Here is a 23,867-nt window from a genome sequence, read left to right as displayed (position 1 = left end):
CGGGTGGTCAGAGCGGGTGGGTGGTGCACGGAGGACCGGGGAGGGTCCGACGAGTGGGGCAGCGGAGGCCGGCGGACACGGTACGTCGAGCCGGCATCAGGGACCCGCACACCCGCGGGGGCGGGTGGCCGCGGGATGGTCGTGCACGGGGCAGCGCTGGCCCGGTCCGACATCGCCGACCGGCCCAGGATCACTGGTCGGCCGAGGTCGAGCGTACACAGCGGGGACACCTGAGCGACATGTCGACCAGGTGTCGGGAACATCTCCTCGAGCTGCGCGAACGGCGCCCTGATGCGCCGCGCCAGGTCAGCCCTTCCCGGGTGAACCGCCCTCGTCGGTGCGCGCACCGGCCCGGTCCTCGTCCACCCGGTCGGTGACCGTCTCGCCCGCGACCGTGCCTCCCGCCGCCGTCCGCCCGGCGGCCGTCGCTCCCGAGGCCGTCGCTCCCGAGGCCGTCGCGCCCGGAGTCGTCGCGCCCGCAGTGGTCGCGCCGGGGGCCGTGCCGTCCGCCGTGGGTGACGACGCCTCGGCCGGGGCGTCCTCGCGGGCCTTCTCCGCCCCGCGGGTGATCACCTCGCGCGGCCGGCCGCGGTTCACGACCAGGTACGCGACGGCCAGCAGGCCGACGACGACCGAGGTGAACACGTTCAGCCGGAGCCCGAGGAACTGCTCGGCGGTGTCGATGCGGAGCATCTCGATCCAGACCCGGCCGGCGCAGTAGGCGGCCACGTACAGCGCGAAGGCACGCCCGTGGGAGAGCTGGAAGCGGCGGTCGGCCCAGATCACCAGCGCGGCGACGCCGAGGTTCCACAGCAGCTCGTACAGGAACGTGGGGTGGAAGGTGCCCAACACCACGGGCTCGCCGTCGGGGCCGGTGAGCGCCTGCCCGGCGGAGGCGTTCCAGCGGTAGATGGTCAGCGCCCACGGCAGGTCGGTGGCGCTGCCGTAGAGCTCGTTGTTGAACCAGTTGCCAAGGCGCCCCACGGCCTGGGCGAGCGCGATGCCCGGGGCGATGGCGTCGGCCCAGGCCGGCAACGGGATCCCCCGCCGCCGGCAGCCGATCCACGCGCCGACCCCGCCGAGCGCGATCGCGCCCCAGATGCCGAGGCCGCCCTCCCAGATGGCGAACGCCCGGAGCGGGTCGCCGCCCTCCCCGAAGTAGGGCTGCGGGGTGGTGATCACGTGGTAGATCCGGCCGCCGACGATGCCGAAGGGCACCGCCCAGACGGCGATGTCCAGCACGTCGCCGGGGGCGCCACCCCGGGCCACCCAGCGGCGCTCCCCCAGCCAGCAGGCCAGCACGATGCCGGCGATGATGCACAGCGCGTACGCGCGCAGCGGGAACGGCCCGATCTCCCAGACCCCCTGGGTGGGGCTGGGGATCGCGGCGAGGACGGCGGCGTCCGCCAGCACGGTCATGCCTGCACCTTCGCACGCCGGACGCCCTCGGCGAGCTCGACGGAGAGCGAACGCACGCCGTCGGCGCCGTGTCCGTCGAGCAGCCGCCGCACGTACGCAGAGCCGACGATCACGCCGTCGGCGAACCCGGCGACCTCGGCCGCCTGGTCGCCGGTGGAGACCCCCAGGCCGACGCAGACCGGCGGCTCGGCGGCGGCGGCGCGGGTGCGGGCGACCAGCCGCTCCGCGGCGTCGCCGACGGTGGCCCGGCTGCCGGTGACGCCCATCGTGGAGGCGGCGTAGACGAAACCGCGGCAGGCGGCGACGGTGGCGGCCAGCCGCGCATCGGTGGACGACGGCGCGACCAGGAAGACCCGGTCCAGCCCGACCCGGTCGCTGGCGGCCAACCAGGGGCCGGCCTCGTCCGGGATGAGGTCGGGGGTGATGGCGCCGGCGCCACCGGCGGCCGCCAGGTCGTCGGCGAACCGGTCGACCCCGTAGCGCTCGATCGGGTTCCAGTAGCTCATCACCACCGGCACCGCACCGGCGTCGGCGACCGCCGTGACGGCCCGCAGCACCTCGGCCATGCCGACCCCGGCCCGGACGGCGACGTCCACGGCCTCCTGGATGACCGGCCCGTCCATCCCCGGGTCGGAGTACGGGACCCCGATCTCGACGACGTCGGCGCCGCCCTCCACCGCCGCGACCATGGCCGCGATCGAGGTGTCGACGTCGGGGTAGCCGACCGGGAGGTAGGCGATGAGCGCTGCTCGTCCCTCGGCGCGGGCGGCGCCGATCACCTCGGCGAGGGCGCTGCTCATGCCTGCTCCCCCGCGTCCTGCCCGGCGACGGCCCGGTCGTTGCTGACCGCACCCTCGGTGGTGCGCTGGTCGGTGTCCATGCCGGGCCCGGGCTCGGCGCCGCGGCCGGCCTCGACCGCCCGCTCGTCGGAGTCGGTGGGCGCCGTCCGGTCCGCCAGGTCGAACCAGGCGCTGGCGGTCTCGACGTCCTTGTCCCCGCGGCCGGAGAGGTTCACCAGCAGCAAGGCGTCCGGGCCGAGCTCACGGCCGACCACCATCGCCCCGGCCAGCGCGTGCGCCGACTCGATCGCCGGGATGATCCCCTCGGTGCGGCACAGCAGCGCGAACGCCTCCATCGCCTCGGCGTCGGTGACCGGCCGGTACTCGGCCCGCCCGATGTCGTGCAGGAAGGCGTGCTCGGGGCCGACCCCGGGGTAGTCCAGGCCGGCGGAGATGGAGTGCGACTCGACGGTCTGCCCGTTGTCGTCCTGCAGCAGGTAGGACCGCGCGCCGTGCAGCACCCCGGGGTCGCCGCCGGTGATGGTGGCCGCGTGCCGGCCGGTGTCCACGCCGTCCCCACCGGCCTCCAGGCCGACCAGCCGGACGGCTTCGTCGGGCACGAAGGCGGTGAAGATGCCGATGGCGTTGGACCCGCCACCGACACAGGCCAGGACGACGTCGGGCAGCCGCTGCTCCCGCTCGAGCAGCTGCGCGCGGGCCTCGTCGCCGATGACCCGCTGGAAGTCGCGCACCATCATCGGGAACGGGTGCGGGCCGGCGACGGTGCCGAAGACGTAGTTGGTGGTCTCGACGTTGGTCACCCAGTCGCGGAACGCCTCGTTGATCGCGTCCTTCAGCGTGCGCGACCCGGTGGTCACCGGGATCACCTCGGCACCCAGCAGCCGCATCCGGGCGACGTTGAGCGCCTGGCGACGGGTGTCCTCCTCGCCCATGTAGACGGTGCAGGACAGCCCCATCAGGGCCGCCGCGGTGGCGGTGGCGACCCCGTGCTGGCCGGCGCCGGTCTCGGCGATGACCCGGGTCTTGCCGATCCGCTTGGTGAGCAGCGCCTGGCCCAGCACGTTGTTGATCTTGTGGGAGCCGGTGTGGTTGAGGTCCTCGCGCTTGAGCAGCACCCGGGCGCCACCGCAGTGCTGGGCGAACTTCGGCACCTCGGTGATCGGGCTGGGCCGGCCGGTGTAGTCGCGCTGCAGGGTGGCGTACTCGTCGAGGAACGCGGGGTCGACCCGCATCGCCTCGTAGGCCGCGGTCAGCTCGTCGAGCGCGGCGATCAGGGCCTCCGGGACGAATCGGCCCCCGAAGACGCCGAAGTGTCCCGTGGCGTCCGGCCACTGCGCCGACGCCGTGGCGTCGGGGACGTCAGGGGCCGGGGCGGGCGCGGAGAGGGTCATGCCCTCCAGCGTAAGGACCTGCTCGTCCTCGGCCCTCCTGCAGGGGCCCGCCGCGAGCTTGCGAGCGGTGGGGGGCAGAAGAAGGACCCCGTCCTCCTCATCCCTCGCAGGCTCCGGCGAGCCTCGGGACGGGGCCTGACTAGCGGGTGGTGCGCGGGGTCGCCGGGTGGGAGCCGGCGGTGACCAGGTCGGCGACCGCCTGCCGCGGGTCGCCCGCGGTGACCAGGCCCTCCCCGACCAGCACCGCGTCGGCGCCCGCGCCGGCGTAGCTGATCAGGTCGTGCGGGCCACGCACCCCGGACTCGGCGATCTTGACGACCTCGCTGGGCAGCCCCGGGGCGATCCGCTCGAAGGTGGAGCGGTCGACCGACAGGGTGGTCAGGTCGCGGGCGTTGACGCCGATCACCGACGCGCCCGCGGCGAGGGCACGGTCGGCCTCGCCCTCGCTGTGCACCTCGACCAGGGCGGTCATGCCCAGGGACTCGATCCGCTCCAGCAGGCCGATCAGCACCGGCTGGTCGAGCGCGGCCACGATGAGCAGCACGAGGTCCGCCCCGTGCGCCCGGGCCTCGTGCACCTGGTAGCTGCTGACCACGAAGTCCTTGTTCAGCACCGGCACCTCGACGGCGGCGCGGACGGCGGCCAGGTCGGCGTGCGACCCGCCGAATCGGCGCCCCTCGGTCAGCACGCTGATCGCCCGGGCGCCGCCGGCGGCGTACTGCGCGGCGAGCGCGGCCGGGTCGGCGATCGCGGCGAGGTCGCCCTTGCTCGGGCTGCGCCGCTTGACCTCGGCGATCACGCCGACGCCCGGCGCGCGCAGCGCGGCCAGGGCGTCCAGGGCGGGCCGGGCGTCGCGGGCCGCGGCCTGCACCTCGGTCAGCGGGGTGGTGGCCTGACGGGCGGCGACGTCCTCCCGGACGCCGGCGACGATCTCGTCGAGGACGCTCATGACCCCTCCTCGGACCTCTCAGGATGTGGCACCGGAGCGGCCCCCACCACTCGGACCGCGCGGATCACTCTAGAGACGGGGCGGGTCCGGTTCCGTTCCGGGGGGCCGGTGCACCGCACCCGTGCGGGCCCTGTTCACACTGTCGGGTCGTCTCCCCGGTCCAGCGCCTTCCAGGCCGCCTGGTGCCGGTCCTCGTCGGTCTCCGGACGGGCGGGACGGGTCGGGCGGGCCGGCGCCGGTGCCGGTGCCACCTCCGCCGGCTGCCCGGTGCGCTCGTAGCGACGCCCCATGCCCGGCCACTCCCGGCCGCGGAGCACCACCAGGGCCCCGGCCAGCACGCCGAGCACGCCGGCGACGAGGGCCACCGCCGGCCAGGTGGCCAGGGGGTCGACGGTCACCTCGGCCTGCCCCAGCCCGATCCCCGACCTGACGCCGGCACCGGCGAGGTCCAGCGAGCCGGTGACCGCCCGCAGGCCGGACCAGCCGAGCACGCCCCCGGACGCCGCGACGAGCAGGCCGACCACGACGCGGCCGGCGCCGCGGACGGCGATGACCGCGAGCGCGGCGGCGAGCAGCAGCAACCCGCAGGCGGCGACCAGCGGGGCGGCCTGGCTCCCGGTCAGCACCTCCGCCGTCGGCGGCAGCGGCGGTTCGCGCACGATCGTGACGTCGGCCCACGGCTCCCCCGACGCCGACAGCGCCAGCCCCCCGGACAGCACGCACAGCAGGGCCGCGACGGTGAGCTCCCGCCGGCCCCGGGCGGTGGCCGGGGCCGGCGTCGACGGCACGGGATGGCTCACGGCAGCTCCCGCAGCCCCTCCGCGGTGGCGATCGCCGACAGCACAGCGCGGGCCTTGTGCCGGGTCTCCGCCTCCTCGGTGGCCGGGTCGCTGTCGGCCACGACGCCGGCGCCCGCCTGCACGTACGCCCGCCCGTCGTGCAGCACCGCGGTGCGGATGGCGATCGCCATGTCCATGTCACCGCTGGCGTCGACGTAGCCGACCGTGCCGGCGTAGAGCGCCCGGCGGGTCGGCTCCAGGGACTCGATGACCTCCATCGCCCGCGGCTTGGGCGCGCCGGAGACGGTGCCGGCCGGGAAGGTCGCGTCGAACACGTCCAGCGCGTCCCGGTCCGCGGTCACCTGGCCGGCGACGGTGGACACCAGGTGCATGACGTGGCTGTACCGCTCCACCCGCATGAAGTCGGCCACCTCGACGGTGCCCGGCTCGCACACCCGGCCCAGGTCGTTGCGGGCCAGGTCGACGAGCATGACGTGCTCGGCCCGCTCCTTGGGGTCGGCCAGCAGCTCCTCGGTGAGCCGGACGTCGTCCTCCGGGGTCGAGCCGCGGGGACGGGTGCCGGCCGGCGGGTGCACCACGGCCCTGCTCCCGGTCACGGTGACCAGCGCCTCCGGGGAGGAGCCGACCACGTCGAACGGCGACTGCCGGCCGGCGAAGCGCAGCAGGTACATGTACGGCGAGGGGTTGGTGGCCCGCAGCACCCGGTAGAGGTCGAGGGCGTCGACGGCGGTGGCCAGCTCGAAGCGCTGGGCCAGCACGGTCTGGAAGACGTCGCCGGCGCGGACGTGCTCGCGCACCCGCTCGACGCCGGCCTCGTACTCCCCCGGCCCCATGTTGCTGGTCACCGGCGGCGCGTCGGCGGTCTCGACCATCGCCACCCCCGGGGGCGCCGCCTCGGCCAGGTCCGCGGCCATCGCGTCCAGCCGGGCGACCGCGTCGTCGTAGCCGCCCGGCGCGCCGCCCAGCACGTTGGCGATGAGCAGCACGGTGCCGTCGGTGTGGTCCAGCACCGCCAGGTCGGTGACGAGCATCAGCGCGAGCTCCGGCATGCCCAGGTCGTCGACCGCGGTCTGCGGCAGCCGCTCGAGCCGCCGGACGACGTCGTAGCCCAGGTAACCGACCAGCCCGCCGGTCAGCGGCGGCAGGCCGGGGGTGCGCGGCGAGCGGAGCCGGCGGGCCAGGGCGCGGACGGCGGCCAGCGGGTCGGCCGGCAGGTCGTCGGTGAGCCCGGGCAGCGGGTCCCCGAGCCAGGCCGTCCTCCCGTCGGCCTCGGTCAGCACCCCGGCGCTGCGGACGCCGACGAAGCTGTACCGGGACCACTGCTTGCCCTGCTCGGCGGACTCCAGGAGCACGGTGCCCGGGCGGTTGCCGGCCAGCTTGCGGTAGATGCCCACCGCGGTCTCGCTGTCGGCCAGCAGCCGGCGGGTGACCGGGACGACGGGGGCGTCCAGGTGGGTGAACTCGGCGCGGGTCGGGCTGGTGCGCCCCAGCTGCAGGCTCATGCCGGCGCCCCGGGCGTGGCCGGCAGCGGGCGGTGGAAGCAGCTGCGCTCGCCGGTGTGGCAGGCCGGGCCCTCCTGGTCGACCAGCAGCAGCAGGGCGTCGCCGTCGCAGTCCAGCCGCACGTCGCGCACCCACTGCCGGTGCCCGGAGGTCTCGCCCTTGACCCAGTACTCGCCCCGGCTCCGGGACCAGTAGGTGGCCCGTCCGGTGGTGAGCGTGCGGTGCAGCGCCTCGTCGTCCAGCCAGGCGACCATCAGCACCTCGCCGGTGTCGTGCTGCTGCACGACGGCGGCGACGAGGCCGGCGGGGTCACGGCGCAGCAGCGCGGCCACGGCGGGGTCCAGGGCGGTGTCGGGGGCAGGGGCGGACATGCAGGGATCGTCCCACCCGCTGGGTCCCGGCCGGTCAGGCCCTGGCTGACCGCCCGGTCAGGCCAAGGCTGACCGGCCGGTCAGGCGTCGGGCCAGTGCGCCCCTGCGGGCGTCTGCTCCGGGCCCGGAGCTGGTGCCGGCGGGTCGGCCCGCCGGGCCCACGCCCGGGCGTCGGGCAGGAAGGTGAGGCCGACCGCCGTCCCCGCCAGGGCGAGGTAGAGCAGCGGCACGAACCCGAGGACGTCGCCGACGGTCCGCGAGGAGAGGTCGTCGAGCACGAACACCCAGTACAGGCAGAGCGCGACCTGGACGGCGCCCGCAGCCAGCAGCCACCGCCGGTCGCCGTTCAGCTGCCGCAGCCCGCCGACGACCAGCAGGGCCACCAGGGCCAGCTGGGCCAGCGCCGTCCAGCTGCCGACGCCGGCCGAGGGTCCCCGGGCGAGGCTGAGCAGCGCGCTGAACGCCAGGCCGTAGATCGTGCCGAGGACCACCAGCAGCGCGGAGACGAACGCCAGCACCGCAGCAGCGACCACCGCGCCCGGCCGGGCCGGACGCCGCGGCCCGCCCCAGGCTCCCGGCGGACCCCACGGCGGCGGCCCCCATGCCTGCGGACCCCAGCCCGCCGGGCCCCAGCCCGGCGGCGGCGGCCAGCCCTGCGGAGCCGCCCACCCCTGCGGCGAGCCCCACCCCGGCGGCGGTCCCGGCTGGGACGGGTGCCCGTGGTCCGGCGGCGGGGTCCGGTAGGACGGCGGGCCGGTGTAGGGCACGGCGTCCCAGTCGGGTGCGGTCACAGCGCCGCCGCCAGCGCCCGCCCGGCCACCCGGCCGGAGAACAGGCAGCCGCCGAGGAAGGTGCCCTCCAGCGAGCGGTAGCCGTGCATGCCCCCGCCCCCGAAGCCGGCGACCTCCCCGGCCGCGTACAGGCCGGGGAACGGCTCGCCGCCGGCCCGCAGCACCCGACCCGACAGGTCGGTCTCCAGCCCGCCGAGGGACTTGCGGGTGAGCACGTTGAGCCGGACGGCGATCAGTGGCCCGGCGTCGGGGTCCAGCAGCCGGTGCGGGGCAGCCACCCGGATCAGCTTGTCGCCGAGGAACGTGCGGGCCTGCCGCATCGCGGTCACCTGGAGGTCCTTGGTGAAGGTGTTGGCGATCTCCCGGTCGCGGGCGACGACCTCCCGCTCCACGGTGGCCAGGTCGACGTGCGGGGAGTCGCCGGTGACCCGGTTCATCCCGGCCACCAGCTCGGGCAGGGTGCGCTCGACGACGAAGTCCTCGCCCTTGTCCAGGAACGCCTGCACCGGTGCCGCCACACCCGAGCGCACCCGGGTGAGCAGGAGCTTGAGGTCCTTGCCCGTCAGGTCGGGGTTCTGCTCGGAGCCGGAGAGAGTGAACTCCTTCTCCACGATCTTCCGGGTGAGCAGGAACCAGGTGTGCTCGTACCCGGTGGTGCCGATGTGCGCGAGCGTGCCGAGGGTGTCGAACCCGGGGAACAGCGGCACGGGCAGCCGGGAACCGGTCGCGTCCAGCCAGAGCGAGGAGGGGCCGGGGAGGATCCGGATGCCGTGCCGCGCCCAGATCGGGTCCCAGTTGGCGACGCCCTCGGTGTAGTGCCACATCCGGTCGGGGTTGACCACCCGGCCGCCGACGCCCTGGGCGATCTCCAGCATCCGGCCGTCGACGTGCGCCGGGACGCCGGAGAGCAGCCGCTTCGGCACCGGGCCCAGCCGCGCCGGCCAGTTCTTGCGCACCAGCTCGTGGTTGCCGCCGATGCCGCCGGAGGTGACGACGACGGCCTGCGCCGCGTACTCGAACTCGCCGACCTCGGTGCGGGAGCTGGCGACGCCGCGCGCGACGTCACTGGGCTCCAGGACCGCGCCGCGCACGCCGGTGACCGCGCCGCCGGTGACCACCAGGCCGTCGACCCGGTGCCGGTGCCGGACCTCGACCAGCCCGCGGGCAGCGGCGTCGGCGACCCGGCGCAGGAACGGGGCGAGCACACCGGGCCCGGTGCCCCAGGTGATGTGGAACCGGGGGACGGAGTTGCCGTGCCCGGTGGCGGTGTACCCGCCGCGCTCGGCCCAGCCCACGACCGGGAAGAACCGGACCCCCTGCTGGCGCAGCCAGGCGCGCTTCTCCCCCGCGGCGAACTGCAGGTAGGCCTCGGCCCACTGGCGGGGCCAGTGGTCCTCCTCGCGGTCGAAGCCGGCGGTGCCCAGCCAGTCCTGCCGGGCCAGCTCCAGGGAGTCCTTCACCCGCAGCCTTCGCTGCTCGGGGCTGTCGACGAGGAACAGGCCGCCGAAGGACCAGTGCGCCTGCCCGCCGACGGAGGCGGCCGGTTCCTGGTCCAGCAGCAGCACCCGCTTCCCGGCGTCGGCCAGCTCGGCGGTGGCGACCAGCCCGGCCAGCCCCGCTCCCACCACGATCACGTCAGCGTCGTTGCCCACCCCGGGGACGCTAGCTGGCCCGGGGCACCGGCCGGGCGGTCCGGCGTGTGCGACTCGCCCAGGCGGGTCGGGGGCACCGCCCGCCCGGGTCGGCCGGCGTGGTCAGCGGGGAGGGACCCCGGCGGGCCCGGCGCCCAGCGCCGGGCGCCGGACGCCGGACGCCGGACGACGACCCGAGCAGCGCGGCCAGCAGCGGACCGGCCAGCGCGACGGCCAGGCCGGCGAGGAACGCGGTCGTCGGGGGGTCGTCGTCCGTCTCGTGCACCCTCCGGACGCCAGGGGCGCCCGCCGGCGCACGGGGGCGGTCAGCCGCGATCTGTGGACAGCCGGGCACCCCGCCGGGCGGCGACCCAGCGGCGGACGCCGGGGAGCCCGGCGAGCACCGCGGTGCCGGCCGGCAGCACCCACAGCAGGACGACGAAGCCGTCGGTGTCCGAGCCGAGCCCGGCCGCGACGGTCCCCCAGACGACCAGGGCGAACACCACGGCGGCCGGCACGAGCAGCGCCAGCCAGGAGCGGCCGATCAGCAGCAGCAGCGCGCCGGTCAGCAGCCAGGCCGCGAGCAGCACGGGCGTGGCGATCACCAGCCAGCCGCCGTCGCCGTACTGCCCGTTGGAGAAGGCCAGGGCGATGACGCTGAAGAAGGCGCTCAGCAGGGCGGTGAGCACCGCTCCCAGCACGGCGACCAGGGCGGGCAGCGGGGGACGGCGGCGGGCAGGCTCGAAGGGCACGGCCGGACCGTAGGGCCTCGGCGCTCGTCCGGAGCTGCCCGGGCGGCGGGCGGTCGGGATCGTCGGCCCACCCGCCCCACCGGTCCCGCGACCAGCAGGTCAGGCGGCGGGTTCGGGCTGCCGGCCGGAGCTGCGGCGCCAGGAGGCGTGCAGCCGCGCGTAGGGCCCGTCGGCGTCCACGAGCTGGGCGTGGGTGCCGCGCTGGACCACCCGGCCGGCGTCGACGACCAGGATCTCGTCGGCCCGCTCCGCGGTGGAGAGCCGGTGCGCGATGGTCAGCGTGGTGCGCCCGTCGGTGAGCGCGTCCAGCGCCCGGGTCAGCCGCATCTCGGTGGCCGGGTCCACGGCGCTGGTCGCCTCGTCGAGCACCAGCAGGTCGGGGTCGGCCACGTAGGCGCGGGCCACCGCGACCAGCTGCCGCTCCCCCGCCGACAGCGACTCCCCGCGCTGGCCCACCGGGGTGGTCACGCCGTCGGGCAGCCCGTCCAGCCAGTCGCGCAGGCCGAGCTCGTCGAAGGCGGCGACGATCTCCGCGTCGGTCAGGTCCGGCCGGCCGTAGCGCACGTTGTCGGCCACCGAGGCGTCGAACAGGAACCCGTCCTGGGGCACCATCACCACCCGTTCGCGCAGCGAGGCGAAGGCCACCTCGTCCAGCGGCACGCCACCGACCAGCACCCGGCCCCCGGTGGGGTCCATCAGCCGGGTGACGAGCTTGGCGAACGTCGTCTTGCCCGAGCCGGTCTCCCCGACGATGGCGACGCGGGTCCGGGCGGCGATGGTCAGGTCTACGCCGTCCAGCGCCTTGGCGGCCCCCGCGGCGTAGGCGAAGGAGACCGCGTCGAAGCGGACGTCCAGCGGCCCGTCGGGCAGCGGCCGACCGTCGGCGGGGTCCTGGACGTCGGGCTCGGTGTCCAGCACGTCGAGGACCCGGCGGAACCCGGCGACGGCGTTCTGCGCCTCGTTGAGCACCTCGCTGGCGGTCTGCACCGGCGCGACGAACAGCGTGACCAGGAAGAGGAAGGCGACCAGGGTGCCGGCGCTGATGTCCCCGGCGATGCCGAGGAGCACGCCGACCACGACGACCGCGGCGTTGGCGACGGCGGCGATGAACTCCCCGCTGACGTAGACGCCGGCGGTCACCTTCTGCGCGTGCACCGAGGCGCGGTAGTGCCGGTCGATGGCGCCGTCGAGCCGGGCCGCCGTCCGGGCGCGGACGCCGTAGGCCCGCACCGTCGGCGCCCCGATGACGGACTCCCCCACGGCGGCCAGCACGTCGCCCACCCGCTCGCGCACGACCCCGTAGACCTCGGCGAGGCGGCGGGCGAAGAACTTGATCGCCACGGCGAGCGGGATGAAGCAGACCAGCACCAGCAGGGTCAGTTGCCAGGAGTAGACCGCCATGACGACGGTGGCCACCACGAGCTGGCCGAGGCTGACCAACCCGAGCACGCCGCCCCACTGCATGAACACCGACAGCTGGTCGACGTCACTGGTCACCCGGGAGACCAGTGAGCCCCGCCGCTGGCCCTGCTGGTGCAGCACCGACAGGTCGTGCACGTGTCGGAACGCCCGGACCCGGAGCCCGGCCAGCGCCGTCTCGGTGGTGCGGAACAGCCGGACGTTCATCCGGTAGACGGCGAAGCTGGTGACCAGCACGACGACCGCGCAGATCGCGACCAGGTCGCGGACCAGGTCGATGTCCGGGCCGCCGGGCGCGCCGAGCCCACGGTCCAGGGTCTGCTGCACCGCGATCGGGACGACCACCCGGCCGGCGGTGGCGATCAGGGCCAGGGTGAAGGTGGCGGGCAGGCCCTGGCGGAACTCCGGCATCATCCGCAGGCCCCGGCGCAGTGTCGCGGTGGCGCTCTCCGACCGGTGGTCGGTGGCCAGCAGCGGCTGGTCGCTCACGCCGGCACCCCCGCGGGCTCCCGCTCGGCCGGGCCGGGCTCGGGCGGCTGGTAGGCGTGCACCAGGCGGGCGTAGCCGGGCACCTGGGCGAGCAGCTCGGTGTGCGTGCCGCGGGCGACGAGCCGGCCGGCCTCCAGCCAGAGCACCTCGTCGGCCAGCGCGATGGTGGCCTGCCGGTAGGCGACCACGACGACGGTGGCCGGCCGGTCGGCGGCGCGCAGCGCGTCCAGGATCCGGGCCTCCACCGACGGGTCGACCGCACTGGTCGCGTCGTCCAGGACCAGCAGCCGGGGACGGCGGACGATGGCGCGGGCCAGCGCCAGCCGCTGCCGCTGACCGCCGGAGAGGCTGGCGCCGCGCTCGCCGACCCGGGTGTCCAGGCCGTCGGGGAGCCGGCCGATGAAGTCGTCGGCGGCGGCGATGCGCAGCGCCTCGTGGACCTGCTCGTCGGTGTACGGCCCGCCCAGGGTCACGTTGTCGCGGACGGTGTCGTCGAACAGGAAGGTCGTCTGGGCGACGAACGCCACCTGGTCGCTGACCTGGCCCTCGCGGAGGGTGCGCAGGTCGACCCCGTCGAGCAGCACCGCCCCGGAGTCCGGGTCGGTCAGCCGCACGAGCAGCCCGGCGAGGGTGGACTTGCCGGCGCCGGTCGGGCCGACGACGGCGAGCGTGCGCCCGGCGGCGACGTCGAAGGTGACGCCGTCCAGGGTCGGGCGGGCGGCACCGCCGTAGCGGAAGGAGACGTCCTGCAGCTCGAGCACGGCGCCCTGGTCGCCGGCGGGCGCCGCGTCGGGCCCGTGCGGGATCTCCCCGGTGGCCTCGAGCACGGGGGTCACCCGGTCGAACCCGGCCATCGCCCGGGGCAGGTCGGCCAGCACCCAGCCGATGGCCCGGATCGGCAGCGCCAGCAGGGTGAACAGGTAGGCGATGGAGACCAGGTCGCCGGCGTCGGCGGCGCCGGCGGCCACCCGCTGGGCCCCGATCAGCAGCACCGCCAGGGTGCCCAGGTTCGGCAGCGCCTCCATCAACGGGTCGAACAGGCCCCGGACCCGGCCGACGGAGATCAGCCCGTCGCGCAGCTCGTCGGCCTTCACCGCGAACCGGGTGGTCTCGGTGGTCTCCCGGCCCAGCGTCTTGACGACGAGTGCGGCGTCGAAGCTCTCGTGGGCGATCTCGCTGACCTCGGCGCGCAGCTGCTGGGCGCGCGCCATCCGGGGCGACATGACCTGGCTGTAGACGGCGTTCATCACGAACACCAGGGGGAAGACGACCAGCCCGACCAGCGCGAGCAGGGGGTCGGTGAGCACCAGCGCGACGCTGGTGATGGCCACCATGACCAGCGCGCCGCAGGCGAAGGGCAGCGGCTGGACGAAGAACCAGGCCGACTCGACGTCGGAGTTGGCGTTGGACAGCAGCTGCCCGGTGGGGTGCCGCTGGTGCCAGGACAGCGGCAGCCGGAGGTACTGGCCGGTGACCCGGCGGCGGTAGTCGGCCTGCAGCCGGTAGGCCATCATCCCGGCGAACAGCCGCCGGCCGATGATGCCGATGATCTTCAGGACGGCGACGACGAGGATCGCCAGGGCGGCCAGCGTCAGCGCAGCCGTGGTGGTGGCCCCCTCGTCGAAGGCCGGCAGCAGCACCCGGGTGGTGATCCCGCCGATGACGTAGGCGCTGGCGACGGTCATCCCGCCGTAGAGGCTGCTGCCCAGGAACGCCAGCGCGAAGATGCCCGGTTGCTCGCGCACGGCGCGGCGTACGTGACGGAGCCCGCGCCGGACGACGGCGTCTCTGCGGCGCGGCACAGGGGTCCTCCAGAGATCGGTCGGTCGGTGTCGCCAGCCTACGCGCACTCCTTAGGCCCCCTAACGGAATCGGCGGCAGCCCACGACGGGCCGGGCAGTCCGTCGAGCGCAGCGTGGGTCACGCACCGGTCGGGCCCGGGTGGCGGAACGGATATAGCCTCGGCTCGTGCCGACCTCCGCCGTGCCCGTGTCGCAGTCGGAGCGGGCCGCGCTGGCCGACCTGCTGGAGCAACTGGGGCCCGACCAGCCCACCTGCTGCGAGGGCTGGGCCACCCAGGACATGGCCGCCCACCTCGTCGTGCGCGATCGCCGCCCCGACGCCATGCCCGGGTTCGTGCTGGGTGGGCCGTTCACGCGGTGGACCGACCGGGTGCACGGCCGGGCCCGGGAGCGGCAGGACTTCGCCCGGCTGGTCGCCGACGTCCGGTCGGGGCCGCCGGCCTGGGTGCCCACCTCCTGGCCGGTGCTGGACCGGCTGCTCAACACCGCGGAGATGGTCATCCACCACGAGGACGTCCGGCGTGCCCAGCCCGGCTGGGCGCCGCGCGACCTGCCGCGTCAGGTGCAGGACCAGCTCTGGAAGAGCGTGCCGTTGCTGGCCCGCGGCGGGGCCGCACCGCGGCCGACGGCCGGCCTGCTGGTGCAGCGCAGCGACGTGCCCGACGGCTCGGCGGGCAGCGAGCGCCGGCTGCGCGACGGAGAACCGACGACCACGGTGACCGGTGCCCCGCTGGAGGTGCTGCTCTGGGTGAGCGGCCGCCGCGAGGTCGCCTGCGTGGACCTCACCGTCGACTGAACCCGGGGACACCCGGTCAGCGCAGCGGGTGGTCGATCTCCTGCCGGACCTGCACGCCGGCGGCCGCCAGCCCCTGCTTGACGTCGCCGACCCGCAGCTGCCCGAAGTGGAAGACGCTGGCCGCCAGGACCGCATCGGCGCCGGCCGCCACCGCCGGTGGGAAGTGGTCGACCGCGCCCGCTCCCCCGCTGGCGATCAGCGGCACGGTGACCTCGCGCCGCACTGCGGCGATCAGGTCGGTGTCGAACCCGGTGCGCGTGCCGTCGGCGTCCATCGAGTTGAGCAGCACCTCGCCGACCCCCAGCCGGGCGGCCTGCACCACCCACTCGACGGCGTCCCGGCCGGTGCCGCGCCGGCCACCGTGGGTGGTGACCTCGAAGCCGGAGTCGGTCTGCACGCCGTCCCGCACCCGGCGTGCGTCCAGGGACAGCACGAGCACCTGGTTGCCGAACCGGTCGGCGATCTCGGCGATCAGCTCCGGTCGGGTCACCGCCGCGGTGTTCACCGCGATCTTGTCGGCGCCGTTGCGCAGCAGCCGGTCGACGTCGGCGACGCTGCGCACCCCGCCGCCGACGGTGAGCGGGATGAACACGCTCTCCGCCGTGCGCCGGACGACGTCGTAGGTCGTCTCCCGGTCACCGGAGCTGGCGGTGATGTCCAGGAAGGTCAGCTCGTCGGCGCCCTCGGCGTCGTAGACCCGGGCCATCTCCACCGGGTCACCGGCGTCGACCAGGTCGACGAAGTTGACGCCCTTGACCACCCGGCCGGCGTCGACGTCCAGGCACGGGATCACGCGGACGGCCAGGCTCACGCCGCACCCCGGACTGCGTCTGCCTCGATCTCCACCAGCATCGCCGGGTCGATCAGGGCGGCCACCTGCACCATCGCGGTGGCCGGCCGGACGTCGCGGAAGAACTCTCCGTGCACCCGCCCGACCTCCTCCCAGCGGCTGATGTCGGTGACGTACATCCGGGTGCGGACGACGTCGCCGAGGCCGAAGCCGGCCTGCTCCAGGGCGCGCTGCACGCCGGTGAGCGCCACCCGGGTCTGGGCGCCTGCGTCACCGGGGTGCGCGACGACTCCGTCGACCGTCGCCGTCGTCCCGCTCACCCAGGCGCTGTCGCCGTGGGCGACGACCCGGCTGTAGCCGACCGCGTCCTCCCACGGGGCGCCGGAGCCCAGCCGCCGGGCGCTCACCCCAGCTCCTGCGTCAGCGCCAGGGCCTCGGGCAGGGTGAACTGGCCGGCGTAGAGCGCCTTGCCGACGATCGCGCCCTCGACGCCGACCTCGGTCAGGGCCGCCAGCGCGCGGATGTCGTCCAGCGAGCTGACGCCCCCCGAGGCGACGACCGGGCGCGAGGTGGCCGCGCAGACCTCGCGGAGCAGCTCGAGGTTCGGGCCGCGCAGCGTGCCGTCCTTGGTGATGTCGGTGACGACGTAGCGGGCGCACCCCTCGGCGTCCAGCCGGGCGAGGGTCTCGTACAGCTCCCCGCCCTCCTTGGTCCAGCCGCGGGCGGCCAGCCGGGTGCCGCGGACGTCCAGGCCGACGGCGACCCGGTCGCCGTGCTCGGCGATCGCCCGCGCGCACCACTCCGGGGACTCCAGCGCGGCGGTGCCCAGGTTCACCCGGCGGCAGCCGGTGGCCAGCGCGGCCGCCAGGGACTCGTCGTCCCGGATGCCGCCGGAGAGCTCGACGTCGACGTCGAGCTCTCCGACCACGCGGGCCAGCAGCTCGCGGTTGGAACCGCGCCCGAAGGCGGCGTCCAGGTCGACCAGGTGGACCCACTCGGCGCCGTCGCGCTGCCAGGCCATCGCCGCCTCGAGCGGGTCGCCGTAGGAGGTCTCGCTGCCGGCCTCCCCCTGGACCAGGCGGACGGCGAGGCCGTCGGCGACGTCGACGGCGGGGAGCAGCTGGAGCTTCGGCACGGGCACAGCCTAGGGAAGCCCGCCGACAGCCGGATCCGGCCCACCCAGTGGCCGGGGGCGGGGGGATCAGCCGGCCGGCGGCGCGGTGCCCCCGGACGCCCCGGGACGTGCCGCCCGCACGTCGTCCTCGAGGCTCTGCACCGTCTCCTGCGACACGAACGGCTTGGCCCGGCGCAGCTCGGCGACGCCCAGCGCGGCGAGCACCCCGGCGCCGGCTCCGCAGACCCCGCTCAGCAGCGCAGCCGAGGCCGGGCGGGGCAGCACGGTGTCCAGCGACCGCAGCACCAGGGCGACCGAGGTGCCCACGGTGACCATGCCGAGCAGACCGGCCCCGCCCAGCAGGGCCGAGGCACGGCCGGCCCGGCGCGCGCTGTCGGTGAGCTCCTGCCGCACCCGGTCGAGCTCCAGGCGCACCAGCGAGGCCGCGTTCCCCTGGAGGCTCTGCACGAGGCCGCCGGTCGGCGCCCCCCGTCCGCTCGTCGTCATCGCTGCCCCTCGGTCGTCGGTGGCGACGGCCGGGAGGTCCCCGGCGGCCGCGGTGCGCTCCTACCCGGCCGGGGCACCGACAACCTGTCGGGGGTGTGCGGCAGGGTGCCGTGCATGGAGTCGTGCCGTGGAGTTCGCTGACGTCGTCCGCCGCCGCCGCATGGTGCGGGACTACGACCCCGACCGGCCGGTGCCGCCGGAGGTGCGGGACCGGCTGCTCGAGCACGCGATCCGGGCGCCCTCGGCCGGGTTCAGCCAGGGCTGGGCGTTCCTGGCGCTGGAGACGCCGGCGGAGCGGGAGCGCTTCTGGACGGCGACCACCGGCCCGGGTGCGCCCGACGGCTGGCTGACCCGGATGCGCCGGGCACCGCTGCTGGTGGTGCCGCTGTCGCACAAGGCCGCCTACCTGGAGCGCTACGCGGAGTCCGACAAGGGCTGGACCGACCGGGACGAGGCCCGCTGGCCGGTGCCCTACTGGGACGTCGACACCGGCATGGCCTCGCTGCTGATGCTGCTCACCGCAGTCGACGAGGGGCTGGGCGCCTGCTTCTTCGGCGTCCCGGCCGAGCGCGTCGACGCGTTCCGTGCGGCCTTCGGGGTGCCGGCCGCCTACACCCCGATCGGCTGCGTCTCGGTGGGCTATCCGGGCACCGAGGACAAGCGGTCCCCATCGCTCAAGCGCGGCCGGCGGGGCCTGGACGAGGTCGTGCACCGGGGCAGCTGGTGACTGGTTGACTCCCTGCGTGGCCACGCAGACCCCGAGTTCCCGCGCCGTCCTGGTGACCGGCGCCTCCCGCGGCATCGGCCGTGCGATCGCCCTGGCGTTCGCCGGTCAGGGCGACCGGGTGGCGGTGCACTGGGGCGGCTCCCGTGAGCGCGCCGAGCAGGTACTGGCCGAGCTGCCCGGCACCGGCCACGTGCTGGTGCAGGCCGACCTCACCGACCCCGACGCCGTCGGGCGGATGGTCGACGAGGCCGCCGCGGCGCTGGGCGGGCTGCACGTGCTGGTCAACAACGCCGGCGTCTTCACCGCCCACCCGCCGCTGGAGACCGGGTACGACGAGTGGCAGGCGGCCTGGCAGCACACCCTGGCGGTCAACCTGGTCGGCCCGGCCAACGCGACGTTCCGCGCGCTGCCGCACCTGATCGCCGCGGGTGGCGGCGCCGTGGTCAACGTCTCCAGCCGGGGCGCCTTCCGCGGCGAGCCGGCCAACCCCGCGTACGGCGCGTCCAAGGCCGGGCTGAACGCCTTCGGCCAGTCGATGGCCCTGGCGCTGGCCCCGCACGGCATCTCGGTGGGCACCGTGGCGCCGGGGTTCGTGCAGACGGAGATGGCCCGCGAGGTGCTCGACGGTCCCGGCGGGGACGCCGTCCGGGCACAGTCCCCCTACGGCCGGGTCGCCCACCCGGAGGAGGTCGCCTCGGCGGTGTTGTGGCTGGCCTCGCCGGGAGCCCGCTTCTCCACCGGCACGATCATCGACGTCAACGGCGCGAGCTACCTGCGCAGCTGAGCACGTCGCCGTCCGCCGAAGCCGGCCCGGCCCGGCCCCGCGCTCTCGGCTGGGGCGGCACCTGCCCGGGTCAACCCGGCCCGCCGGGGGTCGAGCCGCGTCAGAACACGGCTCGGCCCCGGCTCAGTCGAGGGTGCCGAGCCAGTTGGTGAGCAGCTGGGCGCCGGCGTCGCCGCTCTTCTCCGGGTGGAACTGGGTCGCCGACAGCGGCCCGTTCTCCACCCCGGCGACGAACCGGTCGCCGTGCTCGGCCCAGGTGACCGCCGGCGGGGTCAGCCGACCGGTGACGCCGGGCACGGCCAGCGGGAACTCGCGCACCCCGTAGGAGTGCACGAAGTAGAAGCGCTGCCCCTCGAGGCCGGCGAACAGCGTCGAGCCCTCCGGGGAGGAGACGGTGTTCCAGCCCATGTGCGGCAGCACCGGCGCGTGCAGCTCCTCGACGACGCCGGGCCACTCCCCGCAGCCCTCGGTGTCCTGGCCGTGCTCGACGCCGCGCTCGAACAGGATCTGCATGCCGACACAGATGCCGAGCACCGGACGCCCGCCGGCCAGCCGCCGGCCGATGACCTTGGGCCCGTCCACGGCGCGCAGCCCGTCCATGCAGGCGGCGTAGGCGCCCACCCCGGGGACGACGAGGCCGTCGGCCTCCAGCGCGGTCTCCGGGTCGGCGGACACGGTGACGTCGGCGCCGACCCGGGTCAGGGCCCGCTCGGCCGAACGCAGGTTGCCCGACCCGTAGTCGAGGACGACGACCTTCTTCACAGCTGCCACGCTACCCACCAGCCGTTCGCGGCCCACCGGCATTCCCGGCCACGTCAGACGAGGCGGAGGATGCCCGCCGCCGTCGCCAGCAGGGCGGCCACCAGCAGGATGACGGCGAAGGCCACCTGCACCCCGGTGCGCCCGTCGGTGTCGGAGTCGGCCCGGAAGATGCTGTACGCGCCGCCGAGCAGGAACCCCCCGACGACCATCAGCGCGACGCCGAAGTTCACGAGCTCACAGAGCGCCCTTGGTCGAGGGCACGTCGGTGACCCGCGGGTCCAGGGCGACGGCGGTGCGCAGCGCGCGGGCCAGGGCCTTGAACTGACCCTCGACGATGTGGTGGGCGTCCCGGCCGGCGTAGAGCACCCGCACGTGCAGGCTGATCCGCGCGTTGAACGCGAAGGACTCCAGCACGTGCTTGGTGAGGCTCGTCGGGTAGTCGGGCCCGATCATCGGCGTCATGTTCTCGGGTTCGGCGTGCACGAAGTACGGCCGGCCGGAGAGGTCGACGGCGGCCTGCACCAGCACCTCGTCCATCGGGATGGTGGCATCGCCGTAGCGGGTGATGCCGCGCTTGTCGCCCAGCGCCTCGGCGAACGCCTGGCCCAGTGCGATGGCGACGTCCTCGACCGTGTGGTGGGCGTCGATGTGCAGGTCGCCGTCGGCGTGCACGGTCAGGTCGATCCCGCTGTGCTTGGACAGCGCGGTGAGCATGTGGTCGTAGAAGCCGACCCCGGTGGCGACGTCGGCCACACCCGTCCCGTCGAGGTCGAGCTCGACCACGAGCTTGGTCTCGTTGGTCGTGCGCTCGACGCGTGCAGTGCGGTTCATGCCGTCGATCCTCCCAGAGAGCTGCGGTGCACCGGTGCGACCTCACCCAGGGCGGTGAGGAACGCATCGGTCTCCTCGGTGGTGCCGGCGGTGACCCGCAGCCAGCCGGGCAGGCCGACGTCGCGCACGAGCACCCCCCGGTCCAGCAGCGCCTGCCAGGCTGCGGCGGAGTCGGCGAAGTGCCCGAACAGCACGAAGTTGGCGTCGCTGGGCACGCTGGTCAGCCCCATGCCCGGCAGCGCAGCGACGATCCGGTCGCGCTCGGCCTTGACCAGGGTGACCGTGGCCAGCAGCTGCTCGGTGTGCGCCAGCGCGGCCCGCGCCGCGGCCTGGGTCAGCGAGCTGAGGTGGTACGGCAGCCGGACGAGCTGCAGCGCGTCGACCACGGTCGGGTCGGCGGCCAGGTAGCCCAGCCGCAGCCCTGCCATGCCGAACGCCTTGCTCATCGTGCGGCTGACGATCAGCCGTGGCCGGCCGGGCAGCAGCGAGAGCGCCGAGACCGTGCCGGTGCGGGCGAACTCGGTGTAGGCCTCGTCCACGACCAGGACGCCGTCGGTGACCTCGTAGAGCGCGGCGATGGTGTCCAGCTCGACCGCGGTGCCGGTCGGGTTGTTCGGGCTGGTCACGAAGACGACGTCCGGCCGCACCTCGCGCACCTGGACGGCGGCGGCGGCCGGGTCGATGGTGAAGTCGGCGCGGCGGTGACCGTCGACCCACGCGGTGCCGGTGCCCGCGCTGAGGATCGGGTGCATCGAGTAGGACGGGGTGAAGCCCAGCGCCGTCCGGCCGGCGCCGCCGAAGGTCTGCAGCACCTGCTGCAGCACCTCGTTGGAGCCGTTGGCCGCCCACACCTGCGCCGGGTCGACCTGCTCGCCGCTGGTCCGGGTCAGGTAGGCGGCCAGGTCGGCCCGCAGCGCCGTGGCGTCCCGGTCGGGGTAGCGGTTGAGCCCGGTGGCCGCCTCGGCCAGGGCCACCTGCAGGTCGGCCAGCAGCGCCGGGGGCAGCGGGTGCGGGTTCTCGTTGGTGTTGAGCCGGTGCTCGGCCGGTGGCTGCGGCGCGCCGTACGGCGACCGGCCACGCAGCTCCGGCCGTAGCGGGAGCGCCTCCATCGCCGTCACGACCGGGACGGCGACTGCTGCCGGGCCCGCACCGCGGCGGCGTGCGCAGGCAGGTCCTCGGCGTTCGCCAGGGCGTCGATGTGCCCGGCGACCTCGGCGAGGGCCTGCTCGTCGTACTCGACCACGTGGATGCCACGGAGGAACGTCTGGACGCTGAGCCCGCTGGAGTGCCGGGCGCAGCCGCCGGTGGGCAGCACGTGGTTGGAGCCGGCCGCGTAGTCGCCGAGGGAGACCGGCGCCCACGGCCCGACGAAGACCGCGCCGGCGTTGCGCACCCGCATCGCCACCGCGCGGGCGTCCCGGGTCTGGATCTCCAGGTGCTCGGCGGCGTAGGCGTCGACCACGGCCAGCCCGGCGTCCAGGTCGTCGACCAGCACGATCCCCGACTGGGTGCCACCGAGCGCGGTGGTGATCCGGTCGCTGTGCTTGGTGGCGGCCACCTGACCGGGTACCAGCTCCAGGACGGCGTCGGCGAGCTCCTCGCTGGTGGTGACCAGCACCGCACCGGCCAGCGGGTCGTGCTCGGCCTGGCTGATCAGGTCGGCGGCGACGTGCACGGGGTCGGCGGTGTCGTCGGCCAGGACGGCGACCTCGGTCGGGCCGGCCTCGGAGTCGATGCCGATCAGGCCGCGCAGCAGCCGCTTGGCCGCGGTGGTGTAGACGTTGCCCGGCCCGGTGACCAGGTCGACCGGTGCGCAGGAGCCGGCGCCGTAGCCGAAGACGGCGATCGCCTGGGCCCCACCGACCGCGTACACCTCGGTGACGCCCAGCAGAGCGCAGGCCGCCAGCACCCCGGGGTCGGGCAGGCCGCCGTTGTCCCGCTGCGGCGGGCTGGCGACCGCGATCGAGGTCACCCCGGCCAGCTGCGCCGGGACGACGTTCATGACCACCGAGCTCAGCAGCGGCGCCAGCCCGCCGGGGACGTACAGGCCGACCCGGCGCACCGGCACCCAGCGCTCGGTGACGGTGCCGCCGCGCACCACGTCGGTGGTGACGTCGGTGCGGCGCTGGTCGGAGTGCACGATCCGCACCCGGCGGATCGACTCCTCCAGCGCGGCGCGCACCGCGGGGTCCACGGTGGCCAGCGCCTCGTCCAGCGCGGCCTGCGGCACCGCCATGTCCGGGACGTCCACGCCGTCCAGCCGCGCGGTGACCTCCCGCACCGCCGCGGCGCCGCGCAGCCGCACGTCCTCGCAGATCGGCCGGACGACGTCGAGCACCGAGTCGATGTCGACGCCGGCACGCGGCAGCAGCTGGGCGAGCTCACGCGGCCCGGGCAGAGCAGGACCACGCAGGTCGATGCGGGACAGCACGGAGCACCTCCGGGTAGAACGGGGCGAACACCCCACGGTAGACGGCGGGTGCACCCGCCCCGCTGCCCGTAGGCTCCCGGCGTGCGCGAGGAGGAGGGAACCGGAGACCGCGAGGTCATCCCGCTGTTCCCCTTGGAGACCCCGCTGTTCCCCGGTGTCGTCCTGCCGCTGAACGTGTTCGAGCCCCGGTACCGCCAGCTCGTCGCCGACCTCTCCGCCCTGCCCGAGGGCTCACCGCGCCGGTTCGGCGTGGTGGCGATCCGCCAGGGCTGGGAGGTGGAGCGCGTCGCACCCGCCGAGGCGCTGTTCGACGTCGGCTGCACCGCGGTGCTGCGGGTGGTCGCCCCGCAGTCCGACGGCGGGTACCAGGTGGTGACCGTCGGTGGTGAGCGGTTCCGGCTGCTCGACGTCCTGCCGCCGGCCGGGGTGGCCGAGCACGGCGGCGAGGCCGGCGCGGCGCCGACGTACCTGCGGGCGGTCGTCGAGTGGCTGCACGAGGAGGAGGCCGCCGAGGAGGCCGCCGGGGACGCCGAGGGGCTGGTCGGCGTGGACGTCACGCCCGGACACGGGGCCGACGAGGTCGTGACCGAGGTGGCCCGCGGGTCGCTGGAGCTGCTGGCCGGGAACGTCCGCGACCTCTTCGCCCGCTACGTGGCCGACGTCGCCGTCCGCCAGGGCGGCGGCGACGGGCTGCCGGACGAGGTGCTGGAGGCACTGACGTCGGAGGACCTGGTGCCCGAGGACGACGCCGCCCCGGCCGGGATCGCCGACACCGCGGCCCTGCTGCGCGAGGTCAGCGACGACGCCCGCGGCCTGTCCTACCTGGTGGCCTCGGTGGCCCTGCTGACCACCGAGGACCGGCAGACGCTGCTGGCCGAGTCCGCGACCCGCCGCCGGCTGGCCATGGAGTCACGGATGCTGCGCCGGGAGCTGACCCTGCTGCGGACCCTCGGCGCGGTGCCGGTGCCGCTGCGCCAGTTCGCCACCCCGATGACCCCGAACTGACTGA

Annotated in this window: 26 protein-coding genes; 4 read left to right on the top strand and 22 right to left on the bottom strand. The window is 75.4% G+C overall.

The genetic code is table 11. The annotated features are described in order from the left end of the window. Positions 1-306: 306 nt before the first annotated feature. From lgt to O2W18_RS19310, 13 genes are all read right to left on the bottom strand, one after another. Positions 307-1,419, bottom strand: a complete 1,113-nt coding sequence (gene lgt, locus O2W18_RS19370; RefSeq protein ID WP_269189068.1) for a prolipoprotein diacylglyceryl transferase — start codon at positions 1,417-1,419, stop codon at positions 307-309. Further along, positions 1,416-2,219 (bottom strand): tryptophan synthase subunit alpha, encoded by an 804-nt coding sequence (gene trpA, locus O2W18_RS19365; RefSeq protein ID WP_269189067.1) that lies wholly within the window; start codon positions 2,217-2,219, stop codon positions 1,416-1,418. The genes lgt and trpA overlap by 4 nt, the downstream gene beginning before the upstream one ends. Beyond that, entirely contained in the window at positions 2,216-3,610 is a 1,395-nt protein-coding gene (trpB, locus tag O2W18_RS19360) for a tryptophan synthase subunit beta (RefSeq protein ID WP_269189066.1), read from the bottom strand. Before trpB ends, trpA begins: the two co-directional genes overlap by 4 nt. Positions 3,611-3,749: 139 nt before the next feature. Next, positions 3,750-4,559, bottom strand: a complete 810-nt coding sequence (trpC, locus tag O2W18_RS19355) for an indole-3-glycerol phosphate synthase TrpC (RefSeq protein ID WP_269189065.1) — start codon at positions 4,557-4,559, stop codon at positions 3,750-3,752. A gap of 134 nt (positions 4,560-4,693) precedes the next feature. Continuing rightward, positions 4,694-5,359, bottom strand: a complete 666-nt coding sequence (locus O2W18_RS19350) for a TIGR02234 family membrane protein (RefSeq protein WP_269189064.1) — start codon at positions 5,357-5,359, stop codon at positions 4,694-4,696. Further along, positions 5,356-6,861 (bottom strand): anthranilate synthase component I, encoded by a 1,506-nt coding sequence (locus O2W18_RS19345; protein ID WP_269189063.1) that lies wholly within the window; start codon positions 6,859-6,861, stop codon positions 5,356-5,358. Before O2W18_RS19345 ends, O2W18_RS19350 begins: the two co-directional genes overlap by 4 nt. Then, the gene (gene hisI, locus O2W18_RS19340) at positions 6,858-7,232 is read right to left on the bottom strand and encodes a phosphoribosyl-AMP cyclohydrolase (RefSeq protein WP_269189062.1); all 375 of its coding nucleotides are present in this window, start codon (positions 7,230-7,232) and stop codon (positions 6,858-6,860) included. Before hisI ends, O2W18_RS19345 begins: the two co-directional genes overlap by 4 nt. 80 nt (positions 7,233-7,312) lie before the next feature. Further along, positions 7,313-8,023: a hypothetical protein gene (locus O2W18_RS19335; RefSeq protein WP_269189061.1), complete on the bottom strand. Its 711-nt coding sequence runs from the start codon at positions 8,021-8,023 to the stop codon at positions 7,313-7,315. After that, positions 8,020-9,675 (bottom strand): FAD-binding dehydrogenase, encoded by a 1,656-nt coding sequence (locus O2W18_RS19330; RefSeq protein ID WP_269189060.1) that lies wholly within the window; start codon positions 9,673-9,675, stop codon positions 8,020-8,022. The genes O2W18_RS19335 and O2W18_RS19330 overlap by 4 nt, the downstream gene beginning before the upstream one ends. Before the next feature lie 10 nt (positions 9,676-9,685). Then, entirely contained in the window at positions 9,686-9,940 is a 255-nt protein-coding gene (locus O2W18_RS19325; protein WP_269189059.1) for a hypothetical protein, read from the bottom strand. 40 nt (positions 9,941-9,980) lie between these two features. Next, positions 9,981-10,406 carry a hypothetical protein gene (locus tag O2W18_RS19320; protein WP_269189058.1) on the bottom strand — a complete coding sequence of 142 codons (426 nt, stop codon included), beginning with the start codon at positions 10,404-10,406 and terminating at the stop codon, positions 9,981-9,983. A gap of 99 nt (positions 10,407-10,505) precedes the next feature. Further along, positions 10,506-12,314, bottom strand: coding sequence for an ABC transporter ATP-binding protein (locus tag O2W18_RS19315; protein WP_269189057.1), 1,809 nt, complete (start codon positions 12,312-12,314; stop codon positions 10,506-10,508). After that, the gene (locus tag O2W18_RS19310) at positions 12,311-14,059 is read right to left on the bottom strand and encodes an ABC transporter ATP-binding protein (RefSeq protein WP_269189056.1); all 1,749 of its coding nucleotides are present in this window, start codon (positions 14,057-14,059) and stop codon (positions 12,311-12,313) included. The genes O2W18_RS19315 and O2W18_RS19310 overlap by 4 nt, the downstream gene beginning before the upstream one ends. Before the next feature lie 223 nt (positions 14,060-14,282). Here O2W18_RS19310 and O2W18_RS19305 point away from each other — a divergent pair, with 223 nt between their 5' ends. Continuing rightward, on the top strand, positions 14,283-14,912 hold the full coding sequence (locus O2W18_RS19305; protein WP_269171711.1) for a TIGR03085 family metal-binding protein: 630 nt from the start codon (positions 14,283-14,285) through the stop codon (positions 14,910-14,912). 16 nt (positions 14,913-14,928) lie between these two features. Here the strand turns inward: O2W18_RS19305 and hisF are convergent, their stop codons facing one another. The 4 genes from hisF to O2W18_RS19285 form a co-directional block, all read right to left on the bottom strand. Further along, a complete protein-coding gene (gene hisF, locus O2W18_RS19300; protein ID WP_269189055.1) occupies positions 14,929-15,723 on the bottom strand; it encodes an imidazole glycerol phosphate synthase subunit HisF in 795 nt (264 codons plus the stop codon). Next, positions 15,720-16,109: a RidA family protein gene (locus O2W18_RS19295; protein ID WP_269189054.1), complete on the bottom strand. Its 390-nt coding sequence runs from the start codon at positions 16,107-16,109 to the stop codon at positions 15,720-15,722. Before O2W18_RS19295 ends, hisF begins: the two co-directional genes overlap by 4 nt. Beyond that, the gene (gene priA / locus O2W18_RS19290) at positions 16,106-16,837 is read right to left on the bottom strand and encodes a bifunctional 1-(5-phosphoribosyl)-5-((5-phosphoribosylamino)methylideneamino)imidazole-4-carboxamide isomerase/phosphoribosylanthranilate isomerase PriA (protein ID WP_269189053.1); all 732 of its coding nucleotides are present in this window, start codon (positions 16,835-16,837) and stop codon (positions 16,106-16,108) included. The genes O2W18_RS19295 and priA overlap by 4 nt, the downstream gene beginning before the upstream one ends. Positions 16,838-16,903: 66 nt before the next feature. Continuing rightward, positions 16,904-17,323, bottom strand: coding sequence for a phage holin family protein (locus O2W18_RS19285; protein ID WP_269189052.1), 420 nt, complete (start codon positions 17,321-17,323; stop codon positions 16,904-16,906). 127 nt (positions 17,324-17,450) lie between these two features. Here O2W18_RS19285 and O2W18_RS19280 point away from each other — a divergent pair, with 127 nt between their 5' ends. Further along, entirely contained in the window at positions 17,451-18,050 is a 600-nt protein-coding gene (locus O2W18_RS19280; protein ID WP_269189051.1) for a nitroreductase family protein, read from the top strand. 16 nt (positions 18,051-18,066) lie between these two features. After that, positions 18,067-18,834: an SDR family NAD(P)-dependent oxidoreductase gene (locus tag O2W18_RS19275; RefSeq protein WP_269171706.1), complete on the top strand. Its 768-nt coding sequence runs from the start codon at positions 18,067-18,069 to the stop codon at positions 18,832-18,834. A gap of 123 nt (positions 18,835-18,957) precedes the next feature. Here O2W18_RS19275 and hisH read toward each other — a convergent pair whose 3' ends face one another. The 5 genes from hisH to hisD are packed head-to-tail and all read right to left on the bottom strand — an operon-like array spanning position 18,958 to position 22,858. Next, positions 18,958-19,605 (bottom strand): imidazole glycerol phosphate synthase subunit HisH, encoded by a 648-nt coding sequence (gene hisH, locus O2W18_RS19270; RefSeq protein ID WP_269189050.1) that lies wholly within the window; start codon positions 19,603-19,605, stop codon positions 18,958-18,960. A gap of 44 nt (positions 19,606-19,649) precedes the next feature. Continuing rightward, positions 19,650-19,826 (bottom strand): hypothetical protein, encoded by a 177-nt coding sequence (locus tag O2W18_RS19265; protein WP_269189049.1) that lies wholly within the window; start codon positions 19,824-19,826, stop codon positions 19,650-19,652. A 4-nt stretch (positions 19,827-19,830) separates the two neighbouring features. Beyond that, complete coding sequence (gene hisB, locus O2W18_RS19260; RefSeq protein WP_269189048.1) at positions 19,831-20,427, bottom strand: imidazoleglycerol-phosphate dehydratase HisB; 597 nt, start codon at positions 20,425-20,427, stop codon at positions 19,831-19,833. Then, entirely contained in the window at positions 20,424-21,536 is a 1,113-nt protein-coding gene (locus O2W18_RS19255) for a histidinol-phosphate transaminase (protein WP_269189231.1), read from the bottom strand. The genes hisB and O2W18_RS19255 overlap by 4 nt, the downstream gene beginning before the upstream one ends. A 5-nt stretch (positions 21,537-21,541) precedes the next feature. Beyond that, a complete protein-coding gene (gene hisD / locus O2W18_RS19250; RefSeq protein WP_269189047.1) occupies positions 21,542-22,858 on the bottom strand; it encodes a histidinol dehydrogenase in 1,317 nt (438 codons plus the stop codon). 81 nt (positions 22,859-22,939) lie between these two features. On the opposite strand from hisD, the gene O2W18_RS19245 reads away from it, so the two are divergent. Then, positions 22,940-23,863, top strand: a complete 924-nt coding sequence (locus O2W18_RS19245) for an LON peptidase substrate-binding domain-containing protein (protein ID WP_269189046.1) — start codon at positions 22,940-22,942, stop codon at positions 23,861-23,863. The last annotated feature ends 4 nt before the right edge of the window (positions 23,864-23,867 follow it).

Origin of the sequence: Modestobacter sp. VKM Ac-2983 (genome assembly GCF_026967885.1) — a bacterium.
Taxonomy (GTDB): domain Bacteria; phylum Actinomycetota; class Actinomycetes; order Mycobacteriales; family Geodermatophilaceae; genus Modestobacter.
This window is presented reverse-complemented; position numbering and strand designations above follow the sequence as displayed.

Bases quoted from the DNA above. Each gene is read 5' to 3' on its own strand.
- trpC (WP_269189065.1), bottom strand. From the start codon at position 4,559: ATGAGCGTCCTCGACGAGATCGTCGCCGGCGTCCGGGAGGACGTCGCC.
- O2W18_RS19255 (WP_269189231.1), bottom strand. From the start codon at position 21,536: ATGGAGGCGCTCCCGCTACGGCCGGAGCTGCGTGGCCGGTCGCCGTAC.
- O2W18_RS19285 (WP_269189052.1), bottom strand. From the start codon at position 17,323: ATGACGACGAGCGGACGGGGGGCGCCGACCGGCGGCCTCGTGCAGAGC.
- lgt (WP_269189068.1), bottom strand. From the start codon at position 1,419: ATGACCGTGCTGGCGGACGCCGCCGTCCTCGCCGCGATCCCCAGCCCC.
- trpA (WP_269189067.1), bottom strand. From the start codon at position 2,219: ATGAGCAGCGCCCTCGCCGAGGTGATCGGCGCCGCCCGCGCCGAGGGA.
- hisI (WP_269189062.1), bottom strand. From the start codon at position 7,232: ATGTCCGCCCCTGCCCCCGACACCGCCCTGGACCCCGCCGTGGCCGCG.
- trpB (WP_269189066.1), bottom strand. From the start codon at position 3,610: ATGACCCTCTCCGCGCCCGCCCCGGCCCCTGACGTCCCCGACGCCACG.
- hisB (WP_269189048.1), bottom strand. From the start codon at position 20,427: ATGAACCGCACTGCACGCGTCGAGCGCACGACCAACGAGACCAAGCTC.
- O2W18_RS19345 (WP_269189063.1), bottom strand. From the start codon at position 6,861: ATGAGCCTGCAGCTGGGGCGCACCAGCCCGACCCGCGCCGAGTTCACC.